Origin of the sequence: Catenovulum agarivorans YM01, from assembly GCF_000281085.1 — a bacterium.
GTDB classification, from domain to species: domain Bacteria; phylum Pseudomonadota; class Gammaproteobacteria; order Enterobacterales; family Alteromonadaceae; genus Catenovulum; species Catenovulum agarivorans.
Genome location: NZ_AJWM01000090.1, coordinates 12,356 through 28,863, shown reverse-complemented (window position 1 = coordinate 28,863; position 16,508 = coordinate 12,356). Strand labels below are relative to the sequence as shown.

The 16,508-nt window shown below is 40.1% G+C and carries 15 protein-coding genes; 6 read left to right on the top strand and 9 right to left on the bottom strand.

Annotated features, from left to right (window positions below; genetic code table 11):
* Window positions 1-143 precede the first annotated feature (143 nt).
* Genes WSC_RS0101680 through WSC_RS0101655 form a run of 6 tightly spaced genes read right to left on the bottom strand, consistent with a single transcriptional unit; the run spans window position 144 to window position 6,750 of the window.
* Window positions 144-956 carry a symmetrical bis(5'-nucleosyl)-tetraphosphatase gene (locus WSC_RS0101680; protein WP_016954180.1) on the bottom strand — a complete coding sequence of 271 codons (813 nt, stop codon included), beginning with the start codon at window positions 954-956 and terminating at the stop codon, window positions 144-146.
* Between the two features lie 15 nt (window positions 957-971).
* Window positions 972-1,358 carry a Co2+/Mg2+ efflux protein ApaG gene (apaG, locus tag WSC_RS0101675; RefSeq protein WP_016954179.1) on the bottom strand — a complete coding sequence of 129 codons (387 nt, stop codon included), beginning with the start codon at window positions 1,356-1,358 and terminating at the stop codon, window positions 972-974.
* A 5-nt stretch (window positions 1,359-1,363) separates the two neighbouring features.
* Window positions 1,364-2,158 (bottom strand): 16S rRNA (adenine(1518)-N(6)/adenine(1519)-N(6))-dimethyltransferase RsmA, encoded by a 795-nt coding sequence (gene rsmA / locus WSC_RS0101670; RefSeq protein ID WP_016954178.1) that lies wholly within the window; start codon window positions 2,156-2,158, stop codon window positions 1,364-1,366.
* Window positions 2,155-3,141 (bottom strand): 4-hydroxythreonine-4-phosphate dehydrogenase PdxA, encoded by a 987-nt coding sequence (gene pdxA, locus WSC_RS0101665; RefSeq protein ID WP_016954177.1) that lies wholly within the window; start codon window positions 3,139-3,141, stop codon window positions 2,155-2,157. Before pdxA ends, rsmA begins: the two co-directional genes overlap by 4 nt.
* Window positions 3,142-3,143: 2 nt before the next feature.
* Window positions 3,144-4,439: a peptidylprolyl isomerase SurA gene (gene surA / locus WSC_RS0101660; protein ID WP_016954176.1), complete on the bottom strand. Its 1,296-nt coding sequence runs from the start codon at window positions 4,437-4,439 to the stop codon at window positions 3,144-3,146.
* 7 nt (window positions 4,440-4,446) lie between these two features.
* Entirely contained in the window at window positions 4,447-6,750 is a 2,304-nt protein-coding gene (locus WSC_RS0101655) for an LPS-assembly protein LptD (protein WP_016954175.1), read from the bottom strand.
* 86 nt (window positions 6,751-6,836) lie between these two features.
* On the opposite strand from WSC_RS0101655, the gene WSC_RS21570 reads away from it, so the two are divergent.
* The 3 genes from WSC_RS21570 to djlA are packed head-to-tail and all read left to right on the top strand — an operon-like array spanning window position 6,837 to window position 9,347.
* Window positions 6,837-7,820, top strand: a complete 984-nt coding sequence (locus WSC_RS21570; RefSeq protein ID WP_016954174.1) for an aminoglycoside phosphotransferase family protein — start codon at window positions 6,837-6,839, stop codon at window positions 7,818-7,820.
* Window positions 7,817-8,488 carry an N-acetylmuramate alpha-1-phosphate uridylyltransferase MurU gene (murU, locus tag WSC_RS0101645; RefSeq protein WP_016954173.1) on the top strand — a complete coding sequence of 224 codons (672 nt, stop codon included), beginning with the start codon at window positions 7,817-7,819 and terminating at the stop codon, window positions 8,486-8,488. Before WSC_RS21570 ends, murU begins: the two co-directional genes overlap by 4 nt.
* Before the next feature lie 34 nt (window positions 8,489-8,522).
* On the top strand, window positions 8,523-9,347 hold the full coding sequence (gene djlA, locus WSC_RS0101640; protein ID WP_016954172.1) for a co-chaperone DjlA: 825 nt from the start codon (window positions 8,523-8,525) through the stop codon (window positions 9,345-9,347).
* A 29-nt stretch (window positions 9,348-9,376) separates the two neighbouring features.
* On the opposite strand, the gene WSC_RS0101635 is transcribed toward djlA, so the two are convergent.
* Window positions 9,377-10,381: a PilZ domain-containing protein gene (locus WSC_RS0101635; protein WP_157447156.1), complete on the bottom strand. Its 1,005-nt coding sequence runs from the start codon at window positions 10,379-10,381 to the stop codon at window positions 9,377-9,379.
* A 533-nt stretch (window positions 10,382-10,914) separates the two neighbouring features.
* Here WSC_RS0101635 and WSC_RS0101630 point away from each other — a divergent pair.
* From WSC_RS0101630 to WSC_RS0101620, 3 genes are read left to right on the top strand one after another with little or no spacing between them, the layout of a single operon-like run.
* Window positions 10,915-12,090 (top strand): outer membrane beta-barrel protein, encoded by a 1,176-nt coding sequence (locus WSC_RS0101630; protein ID WP_016954170.1) that lies wholly within the window; start codon window positions 10,915-10,917, stop codon window positions 12,088-12,090.
* Window positions 12,090-12,608 carry a polysaccharide biosynthesis/export family protein gene (locus WSC_RS0101625; protein ID WP_016954169.1) on the top strand — a complete coding sequence of 173 codons (519 nt, stop codon included), beginning with the start codon at window positions 12,090-12,092 and terminating at the stop codon, window positions 12,606-12,608. Before WSC_RS0101630 ends, WSC_RS0101625 begins: the two co-directional genes overlap by 1 nt.
* Window positions 12,608-14,914 (top strand): GumC family protein, encoded by a 2,307-nt coding sequence (locus WSC_RS0101620; RefSeq protein WP_016954168.1) that lies wholly within the window; start codon window positions 12,608-12,610, stop codon window positions 14,912-14,914. The genes WSC_RS0101625 and WSC_RS0101620 overlap by 1 nt, the downstream gene beginning before the upstream one ends.
* On the opposite strand, the gene WSC_RS0101615 is transcribed toward WSC_RS0101620, so the two are convergent.
* Together WSC_RS0101615 and WSC_RS0101610 are read right to left on the bottom strand one after the other, a co-directional pair.
* Complete coding sequence (locus WSC_RS0101615; protein ID WP_016954167.1) at window positions 14,893-15,603, bottom strand: HAD-IA family hydrolase; 711 nt, start codon at window positions 15,601-15,603, stop codon at window positions 14,893-14,895. The genes WSC_RS0101620 and WSC_RS0101615 overlap by 22 nt on opposite strands.
* Window positions 15,603-16,508: a tyrosine recombinase XerC gene (locus WSC_RS0101610; RefSeq protein WP_016954166.1), complete on the bottom strand. Its 906-nt coding sequence runs from the start codon at window positions 16,506-16,508 to the stop codon at window positions 15,603-15,605. The genes WSC_RS0101615 and WSC_RS0101610 overlap by 1 nt, the downstream gene beginning before the upstream one ends.

Below are 16,508 nucleotides of genomic sequence, written 5' to 3'. Positions count from 1 at the left end.
TAATCAATCAAATTACTTGCAAACGGAGTGGGTCCATATATGTTTTGTGCGAGCGAGTCACGGATGACCTTGAAGCGCTTTTGCGAGCAATACTCCATTTAACTGCTGACTTCTCTGCCGCCAGCCCAGCTGTGGCGCAAAAACTAAAATAACGCGCCTTGTTGATATTTAGTTGCCGTTTCAGCGCAATACATAGTCATATATTGCCCCCACACACAGCCAGTATCTAACGCCATATACTGTTGGTTTTGCACACAGCCCATCAATGAGGCCCAATGACCAAAAACAATCTGAAAATCAGCGTCTTCCATTCTAGGTACATTAAACCAAGGGGTTAAATTATCCGGCGCTGCAGCTAAAGTATCTTTGCACTTAAAATCAAGCTGGCCTTTATTTTTGAGGTAACGCATACGCGTAGTAACGTTAATGATAAAATTAAACTTATCTTGCAATGAAAAGTCAGCTCGCCACTTGTTAACCTTGTCGCCATACATTGCTTTTAACCAAGGTTTTATTTTGCCACCCGCTAATACCTGCTGCACCCAATCACTCATGCCTAAATGCTGCTGCAAGCTTAAATGCGGATGTAAACCAGCGTGCGACATAACAATATTCAACTGAGGAAATGTGCGAATAAGCGGTTGTTGTGCCAGCCAGTTGGCATATTCTTCCGCAAAAGGTGCTTTGAGCAAAGCATCTAATTTGTCATTTTTTTTCGGCTGAAAAAGCCCATGAAAAATCGATAAAAAATGCAAATCATGATTACCCAAGACAGTTAATACACTGTCTTGAATATCTAACATCAACTTAGCAACTTTATCTGAGGCAGGCCCGCGTGCGACCAAATCACCCACGGGGCAGAGTTTGTCTTGGCTAGGGTCAAAATCAACCCGCTCCATCAAGCGCATTAACTCGTCATAACATCCTTGAATATCACCTACAAAATAATGCGCCATTCGCTACAAACAGTCTTAATTTAAGATATTAGGTTGGGCTAATCTAAACACAGGGATCTGAGTTTCAAAGCTACTTTGGTCAGATAAATTCAACATAGTGTAATAACCCTGCATGGTCGCAACTGGTGTTTCCACTACAGCACCGCTGGTGTAAACAAATTTGCCACCCGGTTTAATGTTGGGTTGTTGACCAATTACCCCATCACCACTTACTTCCGTTTTTTTACCATTGCTATCAGAAATTAACCAATAACGGCTTTTTAGCTGAACCGGATGGTCGCTCATATTTTGTATAGTTATGGTATAGGCAAACACATAACGGTTTGCAGCAGCATCCGACTGCTCTTCAACATAATGTGTTTCTGTATCTATTTGAATAGCCAACTCTGTGGTATTTGTCATAAAAGTTACTTCTTACTGATAAATTGACTAATTTGGAAAAAGTTCTCTAATTGCAAAGCTTCTGCACGTACTGTCGGATCTATGCCTAATCCAGTTAACTCTTCAGCGCTGATTAAGTCTTTTAAACTGTTGCGAATGGTTTTGCGTCTTTGATTAAACGCCGCACCTGCTACTTTTTGCAAAACTTCAACGTCTACATCGGCACGTTTTGCCTTAGGCACCAAACGAATCACTGCTGAATCAACTTTAGGTGGTGGGCTAAAGCTCTCTGGTGGTACATCTGCTACTAAACAGCTGTCACAATAATATTGTGTCATCACACTTAATTTGCCAAAGGCTTTAGAGCCAGGCTCAGCGCACATGCGATCAACCACTTCTTTTTGCAGCATAAAATGCATATCTTCAATTTGATCAGCAAAAGTGAATAAATGAAATAATAACGGGGTTGAGATGTTATAGGGTAAGTTACCAAAAACCTTGATTTTTTTATCGGTTTGCAACAACTGGGTAAAATCAAACTTTAACGCATCCGACTGATAAACAGTTAAACGACGCGCCAATAGCGCATCAGATTCAAAACGCGCAACTAAGTCTTTGTCTAGCTCAACAACGTTTAAGTGTTTAACTCGCTCTAATACAGGAAAAGTTAAAGCACCTAAACCCGGGCCGATTTCAACTAAAATATCATCATTGGTTGGGTCTATCGCATCAACAATATGACCAATAATATAATCGTCGGTTAAAAAGTTCTGGCCAAATCTTTTACGTGCTTTATGGCCTAAGTGCACTCTATCATTCATTGTTTTTTGTCCGAAGCTAATTTAATTGCTTCAGATAAAGCAACTTTAAAACTGCCTGCATCAGCTTTACCTGTACCAGCTAAATCTAATGCAGTGCCATGGTCCACAGAGGTTCTTACAAACGGCAAACCCAAAGTAATATTCACAGCTTTACCAAAACCTTTGTATTTGAGTACAGTTAAACCTTGGTCGTGATACATAGCTAATACTGCATCAGCTTCTTTTAAATATTTAGGTTGGAATAAGGTATCAGCTGGTAAGGGCCCAACTATATCCATACCGCGCTCGCGTAAATGATCCAACGCTGGGGTAATAGTGGTGATTTCTTCAGTGCCTAAATGGCCATCTTCACCTGCATGTGGGTTTAATCCACATACATAGATAGTTGGTTGCTGAATGCCAAATTTATGTTTGAGTTCACTATGCAATATTTCAGTGATTTTGATCACTCTATCATAAGTAATAGCTTTAGATACGTACGCCAAAGGTATGTGAGTAGTTGCTAACGCGACACGCAAACCTTCTGTAGCTAACATCATAACCACATCAGCTGTGTTCGATTCTTGGGCAAAATATTCGGTATGACCACTAAATGAAATACCTGATTTGTTAATAATGCCTTTATTAACTGGACCTGTGACTATAGCGTCAAACTCGCCTGACATATTTTTTTCACAGGCAATGCGCATAGTTTCCACTACATAATGGCCGTTTTTCGCATTGAGTTCACCACAAACTACGTCAGCTTCAAGTGGCACATCTAAAATCGTTAATGTACCTTTTTGCTGTGGTTGAGCTTGCGCCTCGGCATCATAATCTATCAACTCAAGTTCTACACCGAGTTGTTGTGCGCGTGATTCAAGTAAAGACTTTGCACAAATAGCCACTAATTGTGCAGGCCAATCCTGTTGCACCAACTGCAGGACTAAATCTGGCCCTATGCCTGCTGGTTCACCTGGTGTTATCGCAATTCGCAATGTCATTATTAGTTATTACCTACCACTTCAACAAAAGCTTGGTCACGTATTTCTCTTATCCAAGCTTCTGCTTCTTCGTTAAATTTTCGATTAAATATCATTCTATATGCATGGTCTTTATAGGCGTTTTCAGTTGCGTCTTGAGTACGACGTTCAAGCAACTGCACTACGTGCCAGCCATGTGCTGTTTTAAATGCACTTGAATATTCACCTGGCTGTAATTCTGCCAAAGTATTTTTAAATTCAGGCACATACATATTTGGATCAGCCCAACCTAATTCACCACCTTTAGCTGCTGAACCAGGATCTTCAGAATACTCTTTCGCCAAATCAGCAAAATCTTTTTCACCGGCTTTCACTTGCTCAATAAATTTATTCAGCATGTTTTTTGCTTTGTCATTACTTAAAATGATTGTCGGTTTAACTAGAATGTGTCGCGCGTTAACTTCAGCAACTTCAACTGTTTGACGACCTTGAATATCAAAAATCTTTAAAACATGGAAACCCGCACCACTGCGAATAGGGCCAATTACATCATCTTTTTTCTGATTAGTTACCGCTTCGGCGAATAAGCTCGGCATTTCGTTGATATTCATCCAGCCTAAGTCACCACCTTCTAATGCTTTTGGTCCCGAACTAGAGCCTATGGCAACTTTTTTAAAGTCGCTGCCTGAATTAACTAACTCAATGACTTTATTCGCGCGTTTTTGTGCACTCTCAATATCATCGGCACTCGGCTCTGACGGCAAACCAATTAAAATATGGCCTAAATGATATTCTTCGTTTTGTTTACCACGTTCTTTTAACAAAGCAACTAAACTATCAATTTCTTGTGGTGATACATAAATACGACGCGACACCATAGCACGACGCACTTCGTTAGCAGTAAGCTCTTGGCGAATTTGCTCTAAATACGACTCGTAGTCTTGCCCACTTGAGATAATAGCTTGGCGCAATTGTTCTAAACTAATGCCTTGCTCTTGCGCTATACCAGCAACAGTTTGCTGCACTTGAGCATCACTAATTTGTAAACCAATCCTTTCAGCGAACTGTTGTTGCAACACATTCACTATCAGTTTTTCGGTAACCTGCACACGTAGAGCTTTGTCTGAGGGTAATTCTTGGCCGTTTTGAATAGCTTGTGCTTTTAGAGTTGCCATCATAGTTTGGATTTCATTTTCTAAAACCACACCTTGATTTACCACAACAGCCACTTTGTCTAATAATTTGGCCGCATAAGCATTGCTCACACTGAATAGCAGTGCACAAGTAATAACTGTTCTAATTGTTTTTAGCGTATTCATGAAAAACTCACTGATTTAAGAAATAAGGTTTGCGGTAACCAAATATGCCGCTATTTAACACCTTATCTGCTGTATTCTTTGATTGCCCAAACCCTTTAATCGTGAAAGTGAGCAACATGCCTGAATCTCTTTCACCGGTTGGGATTGAAGCTTGACTGTCTGAGCCAGCTAAGTTGGTTTTAACTCTAGATTGCCAACCAAACTGTAGTTGCCAACAACAAGACTCGTACAATAGACCGGCTCGCGCTTCAACAGTTCTATTTAATTGCAAATCATACTGGAAATTGGCATAAGTTTGCCAGTTGGAATTTAACCGCCACATAGTTGCCATACCCATTTGTTGGATATCGTTACCGGATATATCGCGGACAAATCTATGACTCACTTGCATTAAATGATTATCGTCTCTGCGATAGTCTACCGTAACTTGGCTTTTTCGGGTATCTCCGTTTTGTGTATCAAACTGCAAACCATAATGTAAAAACCAAGTTTTACGAATATCAAAGTCTAGTTCAGCCGCTAATGCCGACTTACCTTGAATAGTCGTTTGCTGAAAATCAACAAAATCACTCTCAGCTTCACTTAAATAGATAATTTGTCCAACACTTAACCTTAGTTTTTCTCTATGTTCATCATTTAATAAACGAGTAGTCACACCTAGAGTTAACTGGTTTGCTTCAGATATTCTATCTATACCGCTGAAGCGATTTTCTCTAAATAAACCTAAAAAGTCGTCTTGCAACAAAGCCGTATCGTACAAACCTATGTTACTTTGTTCTCTGTGTGGCACATAAAGATATTGCGCTCGCGGCTCTAGCGTTTGTTTCATATCTTTGCCAAACCAATCAATTGGCCTTTCTAAAATCAATCGGCCATTGAGACGAAAACGCGGTAATACTCGACTAATTTGTTGATAATCACCTTCTTGCAACTCACCATCAATATAACTTTCTTGAAAATAATGAGTCGCAGGTAACGACGCTTGTGCTTGTAATTCCCACGCGGGTTCAAAATGACTCCAACTTAACTTAGGTTCGATATGAGTACGGATCGCCTCAGCTAAGCCAGCTTCATCTGATTGAAACCAAGCAAATTGCGCAGGTAACTCAAAACTCCAACCTGTATATTGGCTTAATCCTGTATATAAAAATTCAACTTCAGGCAAAGTTCGGTACGGACGAGCATGTTGACCAAAAACTTCGAAGTCACGCACTGTAATGTCCATTTGCCAGTTTTCATCAAAATGGCTTAGGGCTACATGGCGCTCTAAATGCGTATCTACCCCAGAAAGGTCTTCAAAACCCAAATCTGATACATAACTATCATCACTGATAAAAATTAAATCCACATCAGTTTGCCAGTCGTCAAACACTTGCGCCTGATGACGCCAACTCATAGCATAACGTTCATCGTTACTACGCACTTCCCCCTGCTCAGAGAACTCATAAAAGTCTTTATCTTGGCTCATAATTTCGATATTAAGTTCGCCAGAGAAATCCTGTTGTAAGTAACGAAATTCACTGCCCAATTGCAAACCACGTGAAGTCATTACCCGAGGTTTTAAGGTTAAATCCATATTCGGTGCGATATTCCAATAATACGGGGTTGTCACATCAACACCACGTTGCGACGAAGTGCCAATCGACGGATATAACCAACCACTTTTGCGTTTATCACTGAGTGGAAATGACAAGTAAGGTAAATAAATAACCGGCACTTCAAATACTTCGATGCGGCTATGCCAAGCTTCACCCCATTCGTCCTCAACAGACAAAGATATTTTTTCAGATTTTAACTGCCAATCAGGTGCATTATGTGGTGGGCAATTGGTATATGTGGCGTCTTCTAGCTCAAGCTTTTTGTTTTGTTGATCAATACGAAATACACCGGCTTTGCCATGACCCGCAAAGTTATCTAATTGATAGTTAGATTTGTTTAAAGATAAGGTCGAGTTTTGCATATCCGCGACCAAACTATCGCTGTATACAGTCGCGTGCTGACTGACAAACTCAATTCCACCAGCCGCTGTCATTGAGTTACGATCTTTCGATATACGTGCACTGTCTGCTTTTATCTGGTTTGGTCCTTGGATAATGCTCACTTGGCCAGTAAAACGAGCGGGCGAATTGACACCGACTTCAGTTTTATCCGATAAGATCACTAAACTATTTGCACTAGACAGATTTTGCTCTTGTTCGTTTGCTGATAATTGAGTTGCAGAATTAGTTGGGGCTGCAGAGTGGCATTGTAACTCAGCTGCATTGACCCAAGTTGTTGTAAAAACAAGTAATACTGCAAAAAACCTTGTCACCTGACCTATCACCAATTTTAATCCGGGGTTAACTCAACCAATTGAAAGCGCTATGATAATGCAAAATTGCACTATCGGCTAATGTTATGCCTCAATTACTTCAACGCCAACAAGCATTAAATCACTGGCTCAATCAGCATTTTGCTGGACAAATCGACTTACAATTAATTAGCGGTGATGCAAGTTTTCGTCGTTATTTCCGTTTTCAGCACCAACAAACTAGTTATATTGCGGTGGATGCACCACCTGAGCATGAAAATAACCCGCTGTTTGTTGAACTTAGTTGTGCCCTACGCCAAAACAATGTCGATAGTGTTGAGGTTTTAAGCCATAACTTCGAGATGGGTTTCATGTTGTTGGCCGATTTAGGTGATATTCACTTAGTGGATAAAATTAACCAGCACAATTATCAAAATTATTACCAGCAACTGTTACCTACCATCCACCAACTGCAAACAATGCCAGCCGCAGAATTAGCGATTGCTGGTTATGATGAAACTTTTTGCCAGTTTGAAATGTCCCTCTTCCATGATTGGTTTTTACACAAGCAGCATGCGATTGAGTTATCCCCAGAACAAACAGAACAATTAACTTTGGCGTTAAATACGGTTAGCCAGTTATTTTTGCAAATACCGCAAGTGAATGTGCACAGAGATTTGCATTGTAAAAACATTATGCTGAGTAATGAGCGAATTAAACTTATCGATTTTCAAGGCATGATGACAGGACCTTGCACCTACGATTTAGCGTCATTACTGAAAGACTGTTATCTAGTTTGGCCACAAGAGCAAATAAACCAAATAGCTCAACAATACAGGGCTAAATATTATCCTGATGTCAGTGAAAGCACTTGGCAGCTTTGGTTTGATATAGCCGGATTACAGCGCCACATAAAATGTGCAGGTATTTTTTGCCGCTTAAAATTACGCGACAACAAAGCTGGTTACATACAGTATTTGCCTAATGTGCTTCAGTACATTCAACAAGTTTGTACGCGTTACCAACACACATATCCTGAGTTTAAAATATTGTCAGAGTGCATAGCGTTAACTGAGGAGCTAGCTGAATGAAAGCAATGATTTTAGCCGCAGGGCAAGGCAAACGCATGCGCCCATTAACCGAAACAACACCCAAACCTTTATTAAAAGTTGCTGGGAAATGTTTAATCGAGTATCAAATCGAAGCACTAGTAAAAGCGGGGATCACAGAACTTGTGATCAATCATGCGTGGCTAGGTGAGCAAATACCCGCTTACCTAGGAAACGGTGAAAAATATAGCTGTAATATTCAATATAGTGCAGAACCGATTGACGCTTATGAAACCGCCGGCGGCATTATCCACGCATTTAAATTGTTGCAAGATGATATTTTTATCGTAATTAATTCAGATGTCTGGTGTGATTTTGACTACCAACAACTTAACCAAATAAAACTCGGTGACAAACTAGCGCATCTAATTTTAGTCGCTAACCCTGAGCATAATCCTAAAGGTGATTTTGGTTTGAAGAATAGCATGTTAAACCTAAACCAAGACACTAAATATACCTTTGCTGGCATTGGTCTTTACCACAAAGATTTATTTGCTGGTGATCACCAAATGCCGTTACCCTTAGGGCCTTTGTTAAAACAATTTATTGTTGCAGGCAAAGTATCTGGTCAACTACATCAAGGCTGTTGGTTTGATATAGGAACGCCTGAGCGTTTGGCACAAATTGAGCAATTGGTTGCTAATAAATAGTACGGCTCTCTAACTTAATAACATAGGTTTAAATATGCATTATTGGGGTAAAGTTTTAGGTTTTATTTTTGGCTTTATGCTGTTTAAGTTACCAGGTGCGCTATTGGGTGTCATTATTGGTTATTATTTTGACAAAGGATACGCCAAAGCACTGTCAGACAATGGTGGTTTTGCCCGATTATTGAGTGGTCGTAATAACTTAAAAAATCGTATGATATTTTTCCATACTTTGTTTTCGATTATGGGGCACATAGCTAAATCAAGCGGCCGCGTAACCGAAAACGATATAGCACTCGCCAGTGCTTTAATGGATAAAATGGGCTTATCGGGTGAATTACGTCAAGAAGCACAAAATGCCTACAGAGCTGGTAAACAAGCAGACTTCCCTGTTGCAGAAACAGTAAAAGAATTTAAACAATACTGTTTTGGACGGCGTGATTTTCTAGCAGTGTATTTCGAAATTCAGTTGCAAGCTGCACTGGCAAATGGTCAGTTGCATCACAACGCCGAATCTATTTTAACCAAAATAGGCAAAACTTTAGGTTTTAATCCAGCAGAAGTTGCAACTTACATCAGCCAAGCGAAAGCCAGTGGTCAGTACCAATATCAACAAAAACATCAGCAACATACGCAGCAATCACAACAAAATCAATTGCCACAACTGTATCAAATTTTAGGTATAGAGCAGAGTGCTAGTGATCAGGCCGTAAAAAAAGCTTATAAAAAGTTAATGGCGCAACATCACCCTGACAAACTCGCATCTCAAGGCTTACCAGAGCAAGCTTTAACCTTAGCTAAAGAACGCGCGCAACAAATTCAGGCTGCTTATGAGATAATTAAAAAATCTCGTGGGCTTTAAGTTGAACTAACCACAACAAGAATGGATATTTATTCAGCAAAATATTCGAATAAATCGGACAATACGGCAAAATTTTTGTGCTCATTGATAACATATTGAAAACAGACTTCTTCATATCTGTCATCTATTAGTTTACGCCAACCAATTTTCGCTGGAATTTCTAATAACTGATCATGAATGTGATACTTGTGCGCTATTTGCTTTGGCAGATATAGTCTCACCATCAAGATTTTGTCTTGGTCAAAACGGCTAACTTCATCCAAACGACAATAAACATTGACCCCACCAACACTGAAATCATTCGACATCCGGTCGATAAAACAATGTGATTGTTCTACTTCTACACGAATACCTATATCCAGTCGGTCATACTGGCGCTTTTCATCAGGGTAGGCAGCAAGATAACCATCTCCTAAGTCAAACTTAAAGCTTGCTAACAACAAACTTACAACCTCTGTGGAATCGACTAGATCATGGGCAATTGAACTAAGTAAACCTGTATCGTACATATTCGACTCACTCGCGCTCAATTGGTGTTTGGTGATATCTTGCACCTGCTCAGCCGAATAACTGACATGTTTAAGTTGGCGTTTTAACGTCGAAATAGTAATGGCAAGCGCAAGAGACATTTCGCTAAAACTATTATCCAGCTGTTTAATAATGCCTACATCTGATTCAGGGAATTTTGGGTGATTAATAGATAAATCGCCACGCACAATAGAATCCATGCGTGCAATTAGATTGTCTAACCTTTGATATAAAGGTTTGTGCAGTGACACCCAATACATAATTGGAATCAAAACCAAACTCGCTATGCATAACCATACGTATAAATGAAATCGCGCTTGGTGAAAGGCGAGTTCATTGTGAATCGATTCGTTTCGCAACAAAAACTGATTTACATGAATTGCCGTATCGGTTGAATCTGCATGAAGCTGTGACTGAGACAATTGCAATGCAGCAGTTAAATCAAGTCCATTTTGATATAACAACTCTACTCTCTGGTTTATTTGGCTAGTGTGTATATACATCATGCTGGCAGCTGATAACACGAGCGTAAATAGCACCAAAAGCATCACCAGCGTACGCAAACTGATATTGCGTTTTAAATAATTAAATGGTCGTATCATTGACAGCAAAACTAATAAGAACAGCTTAACAGAGGTTATCGGTAATCATCAGTATATCTAAATAGTAAAAAAATGCGGTATTAATGTTTAATTTAACCACCTCATACCAAAAAGGTACTGAATATAGCTCATAAACAAGTTTAAGAAATAGCCTAACAAACAAGGTCACTCAGGGCCAAAAGTTACAATAAATACACAAATAAAATACATATAAAAAATAAATATGACAGTGATAAAGTCTTATTTTTAGACGTTTTAACTATTTTTTTATTTAAAAGTTAAAAAAAACCATTAACAAACCGGTAAAACTTTGCATATTGACCCAGCGTTCAGTAGAATCGAGCAGAATTACGTCAGATATATCTCACATAGTGAGCACTGTGCTCTCACACGCATAGATGTCAATTATCTTAAACCTGACGTTAATAAAGAGAATTATGCTTAGACACATTGTTAAATGTTGTGTAGTACTGATTGGTTTAGCTATCCCTGCGCTGGCTCAACAACCCGCTTTGCTAGAAGCGCAGTTGATTACAGGCTATTCCGACAACTATCAACAAACAGCTAACAAACAATCTTCAGCGAGTGTGCAGATGAAACTGCAGCTCAACGCTGCAATTAATTGGCGCTCGTTTGATGCGGGTGTGCAAGCAAAACTATCTGAAATCGATTACAAAGCAAATAATGCAGCTAAATTTAGCCGCAATGCACTGGCAGGTCATTTATCTTGGCAACCGACTAATCAACAAACATTGGCGATTAACGTCAGCCGCTCCAATGCGGAAGTAGAGCCTTGGTTGGGTATTCGCAGAGATTCCTACCAAATGACCAACAACAATGTGCTTACCTTAGCAATTGACGAAACGGCAGACTCAACGGCGGGACTAAACTACGCCTATACAACACCGAGTGAACAAGGGCTGGTTTTTTCAAGTGCATTTAACACCCTGCAAAAAGATTACCAAGCAACCGACCAACTCGCGTTACAAAACAACAAAAAAACGACCAGTTGGAGCAACAAACTAGGTTACCAATGGCGTGCAGGTCGTCACCTTTTTATTCAATATCAACAGCTAGACAGCAGATTTACTGATTTTTCTGCTCGTGATAATAGCAGCCGGATATATGCAGCTGGTTTATCTTGGCAAGCAACAGCTATCACTGGTTTTAACCTAGGTATAGGTCAAGAAACCCGAGAAATTAGCCAAAGTGCAGCCGAAAATAAAACCAGCTATTGGTCGTTACAAGCGACTTGGGCGCCTAAAAGTTATTCTGTTTTTAGTTTATCCAGCACTCAGCACCAACAATCAAGTGAATATCAAGATCAATTATTACAACTGGCGAAAACGCATTCAGCAGCTTGGCGACACACCTGGGCAAACGGACTCAAAAGCTCCGTAACTTTGCACCACCAACAGCTGCAACAGCTTGCTTCCAAACGTGATGAAAAAAGACTGTCAGGTGAAATTTCACTTAGTTATCAACTCACCAACAATTGGCAAGCGAATATCGCATATAGCTATATAAACAATATAGACTCTTCAGAGAGAAGAAATTTCAAACAAAATAACCTCTACTTCAGCGTAAAATATCAAATGGGTGGTAGAGCTTAATGTATAAATGTATTTTATTGGCGCTACTCACACTTTTTGCCACCAAGCTACTTGCTAACATAGACGGCTATAAACTAGCCGCCGGCGACACCATTAGCATACATGTGTATGGCCAAGACGATTTATCAGTGACCAGTAAAATAGATAAAAGTGGCAACCTCAAATACCCCTTTATTGGCAATGTGCCTTTATCAGGCAAAACCACTGAGCAAGTTAATCAATTTATTACCGACGCCCTGATGGACGGTTATCTAGTTAAACCAGAAGTGCATGTTTACGTGTCGGAGTACCGACCCTTTTACATTCATGGCCAAGTAAAAAAACCCGGCGCTTTTGCTTATCAGCCAGGTTTAATTTTATCCAAAGCAATCGCTTTGGCTGGCGGTTTAACTGAACGCGCGTCAAGCACTTGGATTTTAAAACGTACAACCAACAATCAAAACAGAAGCATAAAGGCAGATGAACAAACTGAAATCTTGCCCGGCGACATTATTACTGTAGAGCAGAGTTTCTTTTAATGGCCGAGCAAATTCAAAAAGAAGACGAAATAGATTTAAACCAACTCTTCTCCCTTTTATGGCGAGGCAAGTGGTTTATCGTATTGACTGTCACACTTTTTGCTCTTTGTGGTCATCTATATACGCAAAACGCCACCCGCTATTACAGCGCCACCACGACAATTCAAGTTGGTATAGATCAAGGCAATGTTGTCTCTATTGACGAATTATACGTTTTAGAAGCACGTACCAAAGAGCACTACAATACTCAAATTGAAATGCTTAAATCGCGTAATATGCTTGAGCGTGTGGTCAAACAGCTAAATTTAACCGCAGCTAAACTACATGCCGCGCCTAAACCTCCAATTTTGCAGCACATACCACAATTAGAGCCTTGGTTAATACCGCCGATTAATGATGCGGGTAACTTAGATTTGGCGATTGCACTGCAATCCATGATCCAAATTAATCAAGTATCAAACAGCCAACTAATCAGCATAGTTGTCAAAGCTAAAAATGCTGAATTAGCGGCAAACATAGCCAATACTTTGGCTGACGTGTATATGGACTTCCATAACGATTCGCGCCAAGCAGTCAACGACAACGCGGCCGACTGGCTGATCACTGAATTAAATATATTGAAGGGTAAACTCAATACCGCCGAAGCCGAATTACAAACCTTTATGGAAAACAACAATCTAGTTGATCTTGCTGGGGTGTTAAGTTTAAAAGCAAAAGATGTTGAAGGGTTTTCGGCGCAATTACTTACGGCACAAAAACAAATTGATGAAATAAAGGTTCAATACAATACCATTCAAGATCTTAATGACACAGCTTTGTTGTTGTCATCCAGTGCAATCAAAAGCAATAACTTGGTAGAAAATACGCAAAATTCAATCGCTCAACTGCAGCGCAAACTCGCAGATATCTCGTTAGTTTATGGCCCGAAACATCCTAAACACATAGCTGTAGTAGAAGAGATAAAAACCACACAACTGATACTCGACCAACAAGTTAGAGCTTTGGTCAAAGGGGTCGAACAAAAATACAAAGCGGCAATAGAAAATTTAGCGCAGATAAAACTCAACTTAGATACTGCCAAAGCTCAATATCAACAATTGCGCAAATCACAAAGTTTATATCGTCAATTGCAGCGCGAAGTTGAAGCAAATCAAGAGTTGTACGATACCTTCTTAAAGCGCTTGCAAGAAACCAAAGCAACAAAAAGCATGCAAAAGGCTTTTGCGCGCATACTTGACTATGCAATTGCAAAAGATAGTCCGGTTAGCCCAAAATCGGCTTTAATCTTGGTCTTGTCTGTTTTACTCGGCGGCATGATCTCTGTGATGGGTATTTTTGTTGTCGAGTTTAAACGCAAAGGTTTACTCAATGCCGAAGAAGCAAGCAACTATACTGGTTTAGAAGTTTTAACTGAACTGCCTAAAATTAAGTGTCGTAAAGAAGCGACTAATCATATTGAGCACGATCAGTTATCGCAAAACCCCTATTACATAGAAGCAATGCGTACTTTGCGTACTCGCTTGAAGCTGTCGTTTGAAAACAAGAAAATCATTGCTGTCACTTCTGCTATGCCCGGTGAAGGTAAGTCGTCGACCTCACTACACTTAGCCAAAGCTTTTTCTGAATTAGAAAAAGTACTTGTGGTGGATGCTGATTTACATAAACCCTCTATGGCAAGCAAATTAGGTTTGTTAAAAACACGCCCTGGGTTAGTCGAATTGATGTCTGGTCAATTTAAACTCGCATCCTGTTTACATAGACAAAAATCTTTAGGGTATGACGTTATTTGTGCTGGCGCACATTGTGAGAATCCAACCAAGGTGTTATTGTCGCCAGATTTTTCTAAACTGCTGCGTGCACTTGCGAAACATTATGACCGAGTAATAGTTGAAACTGCACCAGTCAACTTAGTATCGGATGCACAAGCTATAGTTAAAGCCGTTGATGGCATTGTTTACGTTGCCAAAGCCGAAAAAACGCCACGAGGGCTGATAAAAAGTGGCATTGATATACTCAATCAAGTAAACGCAAACTGTTTAGGTATGGTACTTAACCAAGTGAATTATAAATTGGCACGCTATCAGTACCGCCAATACATTAATACACCTAAACCAGTTGTACCTGTATCTGATAAAGTTATTTCACTTAAACCTAGATACAATCAGCAAGAGTTAGCTGAATTAAAACAGAAACAGAAAGAGTTATTGGCGCAGTATGAACAATTAGAATTCGGTAAAAAGCGCGCGGGTCTGTTGGCGAAAAAACGTGATGGCAAAAGCAGCAATTATTCACCTAGATATAAATAGAGCTCTTCAACAGAAGAAATAACCATATCAGGTAACACTTGCCCTTTATAGTGACGACCATCCGCATCAAACCAAACCGCTTTACAACCACTTTTCACTGCGCCAGCAACATCGGTGAATTCACTATCACCAACATGCAATATGTGCTGCGGCTTAATATGCATTAGCTGACTTGCTTGCGCAAATAAATCGCTGGCTGGTTTCATCTTTAAACCTGTTTTTGGTCTAAGCACATGCTCAAAAATACCAGTTAAACCTATCAGTTGTGGATCTGCGTTACCATTAGTAATGGCAACTAATTTGTATCTTGTTTTTAGTTGCTCCAACCATGTTACCACCTGCTTATCCACAGTGAAGTTGTTACGATACTGAAAAAACAACTGGTAGGCTTGTTCAGCAACTGCAGTTGCACCAGCAAGCTTATAATTGCTGAACAGGTGGCGCAAAAAAGCTTGGCGCAGCGCGGTTACATCATGCGCTAAACTGCGATGTTCGGTCGCAAAGCTGTGTTTTGCCGACATCCATTCAGCTTCAGTTAGTGGCTGTACTTGCACTTGTGCGAGCTTGCGATTAACAAATTGGAGTAATTTATTTTCGGCCTGTTGAATAATTGGCACATTGTCGTAAAGCGTATCATCTAAATCAAAACTGATAACTTGAATGTTGCTGATACGTCGATAAATTTGCATTATTTAGCTTTCTTCCTCGCTCTCGGATGAGCGTTATCATACACCTTTGACAAATGTTCAAAATCTAAATGTGTGTATATTTGGGTGGTAGATAAATTTTTATGCCCAAGCAGCTCTTGTACCGCACGTAAATCTTGGGTCGACTCCAACATATGGGTCGCGAAAGAATGGCGTAATTTATGTGGGTGTAAATGATGGGATAAATTTTGTTTAACCGCGAGTTGACGCATGCGCTCACGCACATGCCGGTCGCTAATACGTGTGCCACGCTGGGAAACAAACAAGGCGGTTTCTGCTGGTTTAGCCCACATAGCCCGAATCGACAACCAAGTTTCAATTTTCTTTAATACTAACTTGGTGATCGGCACCTCTCGTTGTTTATCACCTTTACCAGTAACACGGACTAAATATTCATGGCGGTTGATATCATTCAGGTCAATCCCAATCAACTCAGCCAAGCGCAGGCCACTGCTATAAAAAAGCTCGGCGATGACATTATCTCGAAAAGAACAAGGATCAACTTCAGGATCACAATCCAATAATAAATTCACTTGGTCAACATCTAGATTTTTTGGTAAGCGTTTAGCAGCTTTTGGCGCTTGTAGGTTGATAGTTGGATCACTGGAGATCCAAGTTTGGCTGAGTAAAAACAGGCAAAACACCCGCAACACTGTCAGTCTATGGGTAATAGTTGAAGTCGCAAGTTTGAGCTTGCTCACTTCAACTAAATGGCGACGAATAAATTCAGCGCTCGTCACCTTCACACTACTGTCTAAATCTAGGTTTGCGTAAACCTGTTTTAGCTGGGTCATGTAACTACGTATGGTATGAGCAGAAGCTTGTTGCTCAGATATTAGCTTATGTTCAAACGCTTGCAGCGCCTCAGCTATACTGACAGTGCTCAT

Bases quoted from the DNA above. Each gene is read 5' to 3' on its own strand.
- WSC_RS0101680 (WP_016954180.1), bottom strand. From the start codon at position 956: ATGGCGCATTATTTTGTAGGTGATATTCAAGGATGTTATGACGAGTTA.
- apaG (WP_016954179.1), bottom strand. From the start codon at position 1,358: ATGACAAATACCACAGAGTTGGCTATTCAAATAGATACAGAAACACAT.
- rsmA (WP_016954178.1), bottom strand. From the start codon at position 2,158: ATGAATGATAGAGTGCACTTAGGCCATAAAGCACGTAAAAGATTTGGC.
- pdxA (WP_016954177.1), bottom strand. From the start codon at position 3,141: ATGACATTGCGAATTGCGATAACACCAGGTGAACCAGCAGGCATAGGG.
- surA (WP_016954176.1), bottom strand. From the start codon at position 4,439: ATGAATACGCTAAAAACAATTAGAACAGTTATTACTTGTGCACTGCTA.
- WSC_RS21570 (WP_016954174.1), top strand. From the start codon at position 6,837: ATGCCTCAATTACTTCAACGCCAACAAGCATTAAATCACTGGCTCAAT.
- murU (WP_016954173.1), top strand. From the start codon at position 7,817: ATGAAAGCAATGATTTTAGCCGCAGGGCAAGGCAAACGCATGCGCCCA.
- djlA (WP_016954172.1), top strand. From the start codon at position 8,523: ATGCATTATTGGGGTAAAGTTTTAGGTTTTATTTTTGGCTTTATGCTG.
- WSC_RS0101635 (WP_157447156.1), bottom strand. From the start codon at position 10,381: ATGATGTATATACACACTAGCCAAATAAACCAGAGAGTAGAGTTGTTA.
- WSC_RS0101630 (WP_016954170.1), top strand. From the start codon at position 10,915: ATGCTTAGACACATTGTTAAATGTTGTGTAGTACTGATTGGTTTAGCT.
- WSC_RS0101625 (WP_016954169.1), top strand. From the start codon at position 12,090: ATGTATAAATGTATTTTATTGGCGCTACTCACACTTTTTGCCACCAAG.
- WSC_RS0101620 (WP_016954168.1), top strand. From the start codon at position 12,608: ATGGCCGAGCAAATTCAAAAAGAAGACGAAATAGATTTAAACCAACTC.
- WSC_RS0101615 (WP_016954167.1), bottom strand. From the start codon at position 15,603: ATGCAAATTTATCGACGTATCAGCAACATTCAAGTTATCAGTTTTGAT.
- WSC_RS0101610 (WP_016954166.1), bottom strand. From the start codon at position 16,508: ATGAGCACTGTCAGTATAGCTGAGGCGCTGCAAGCGTTTGAACATAAG.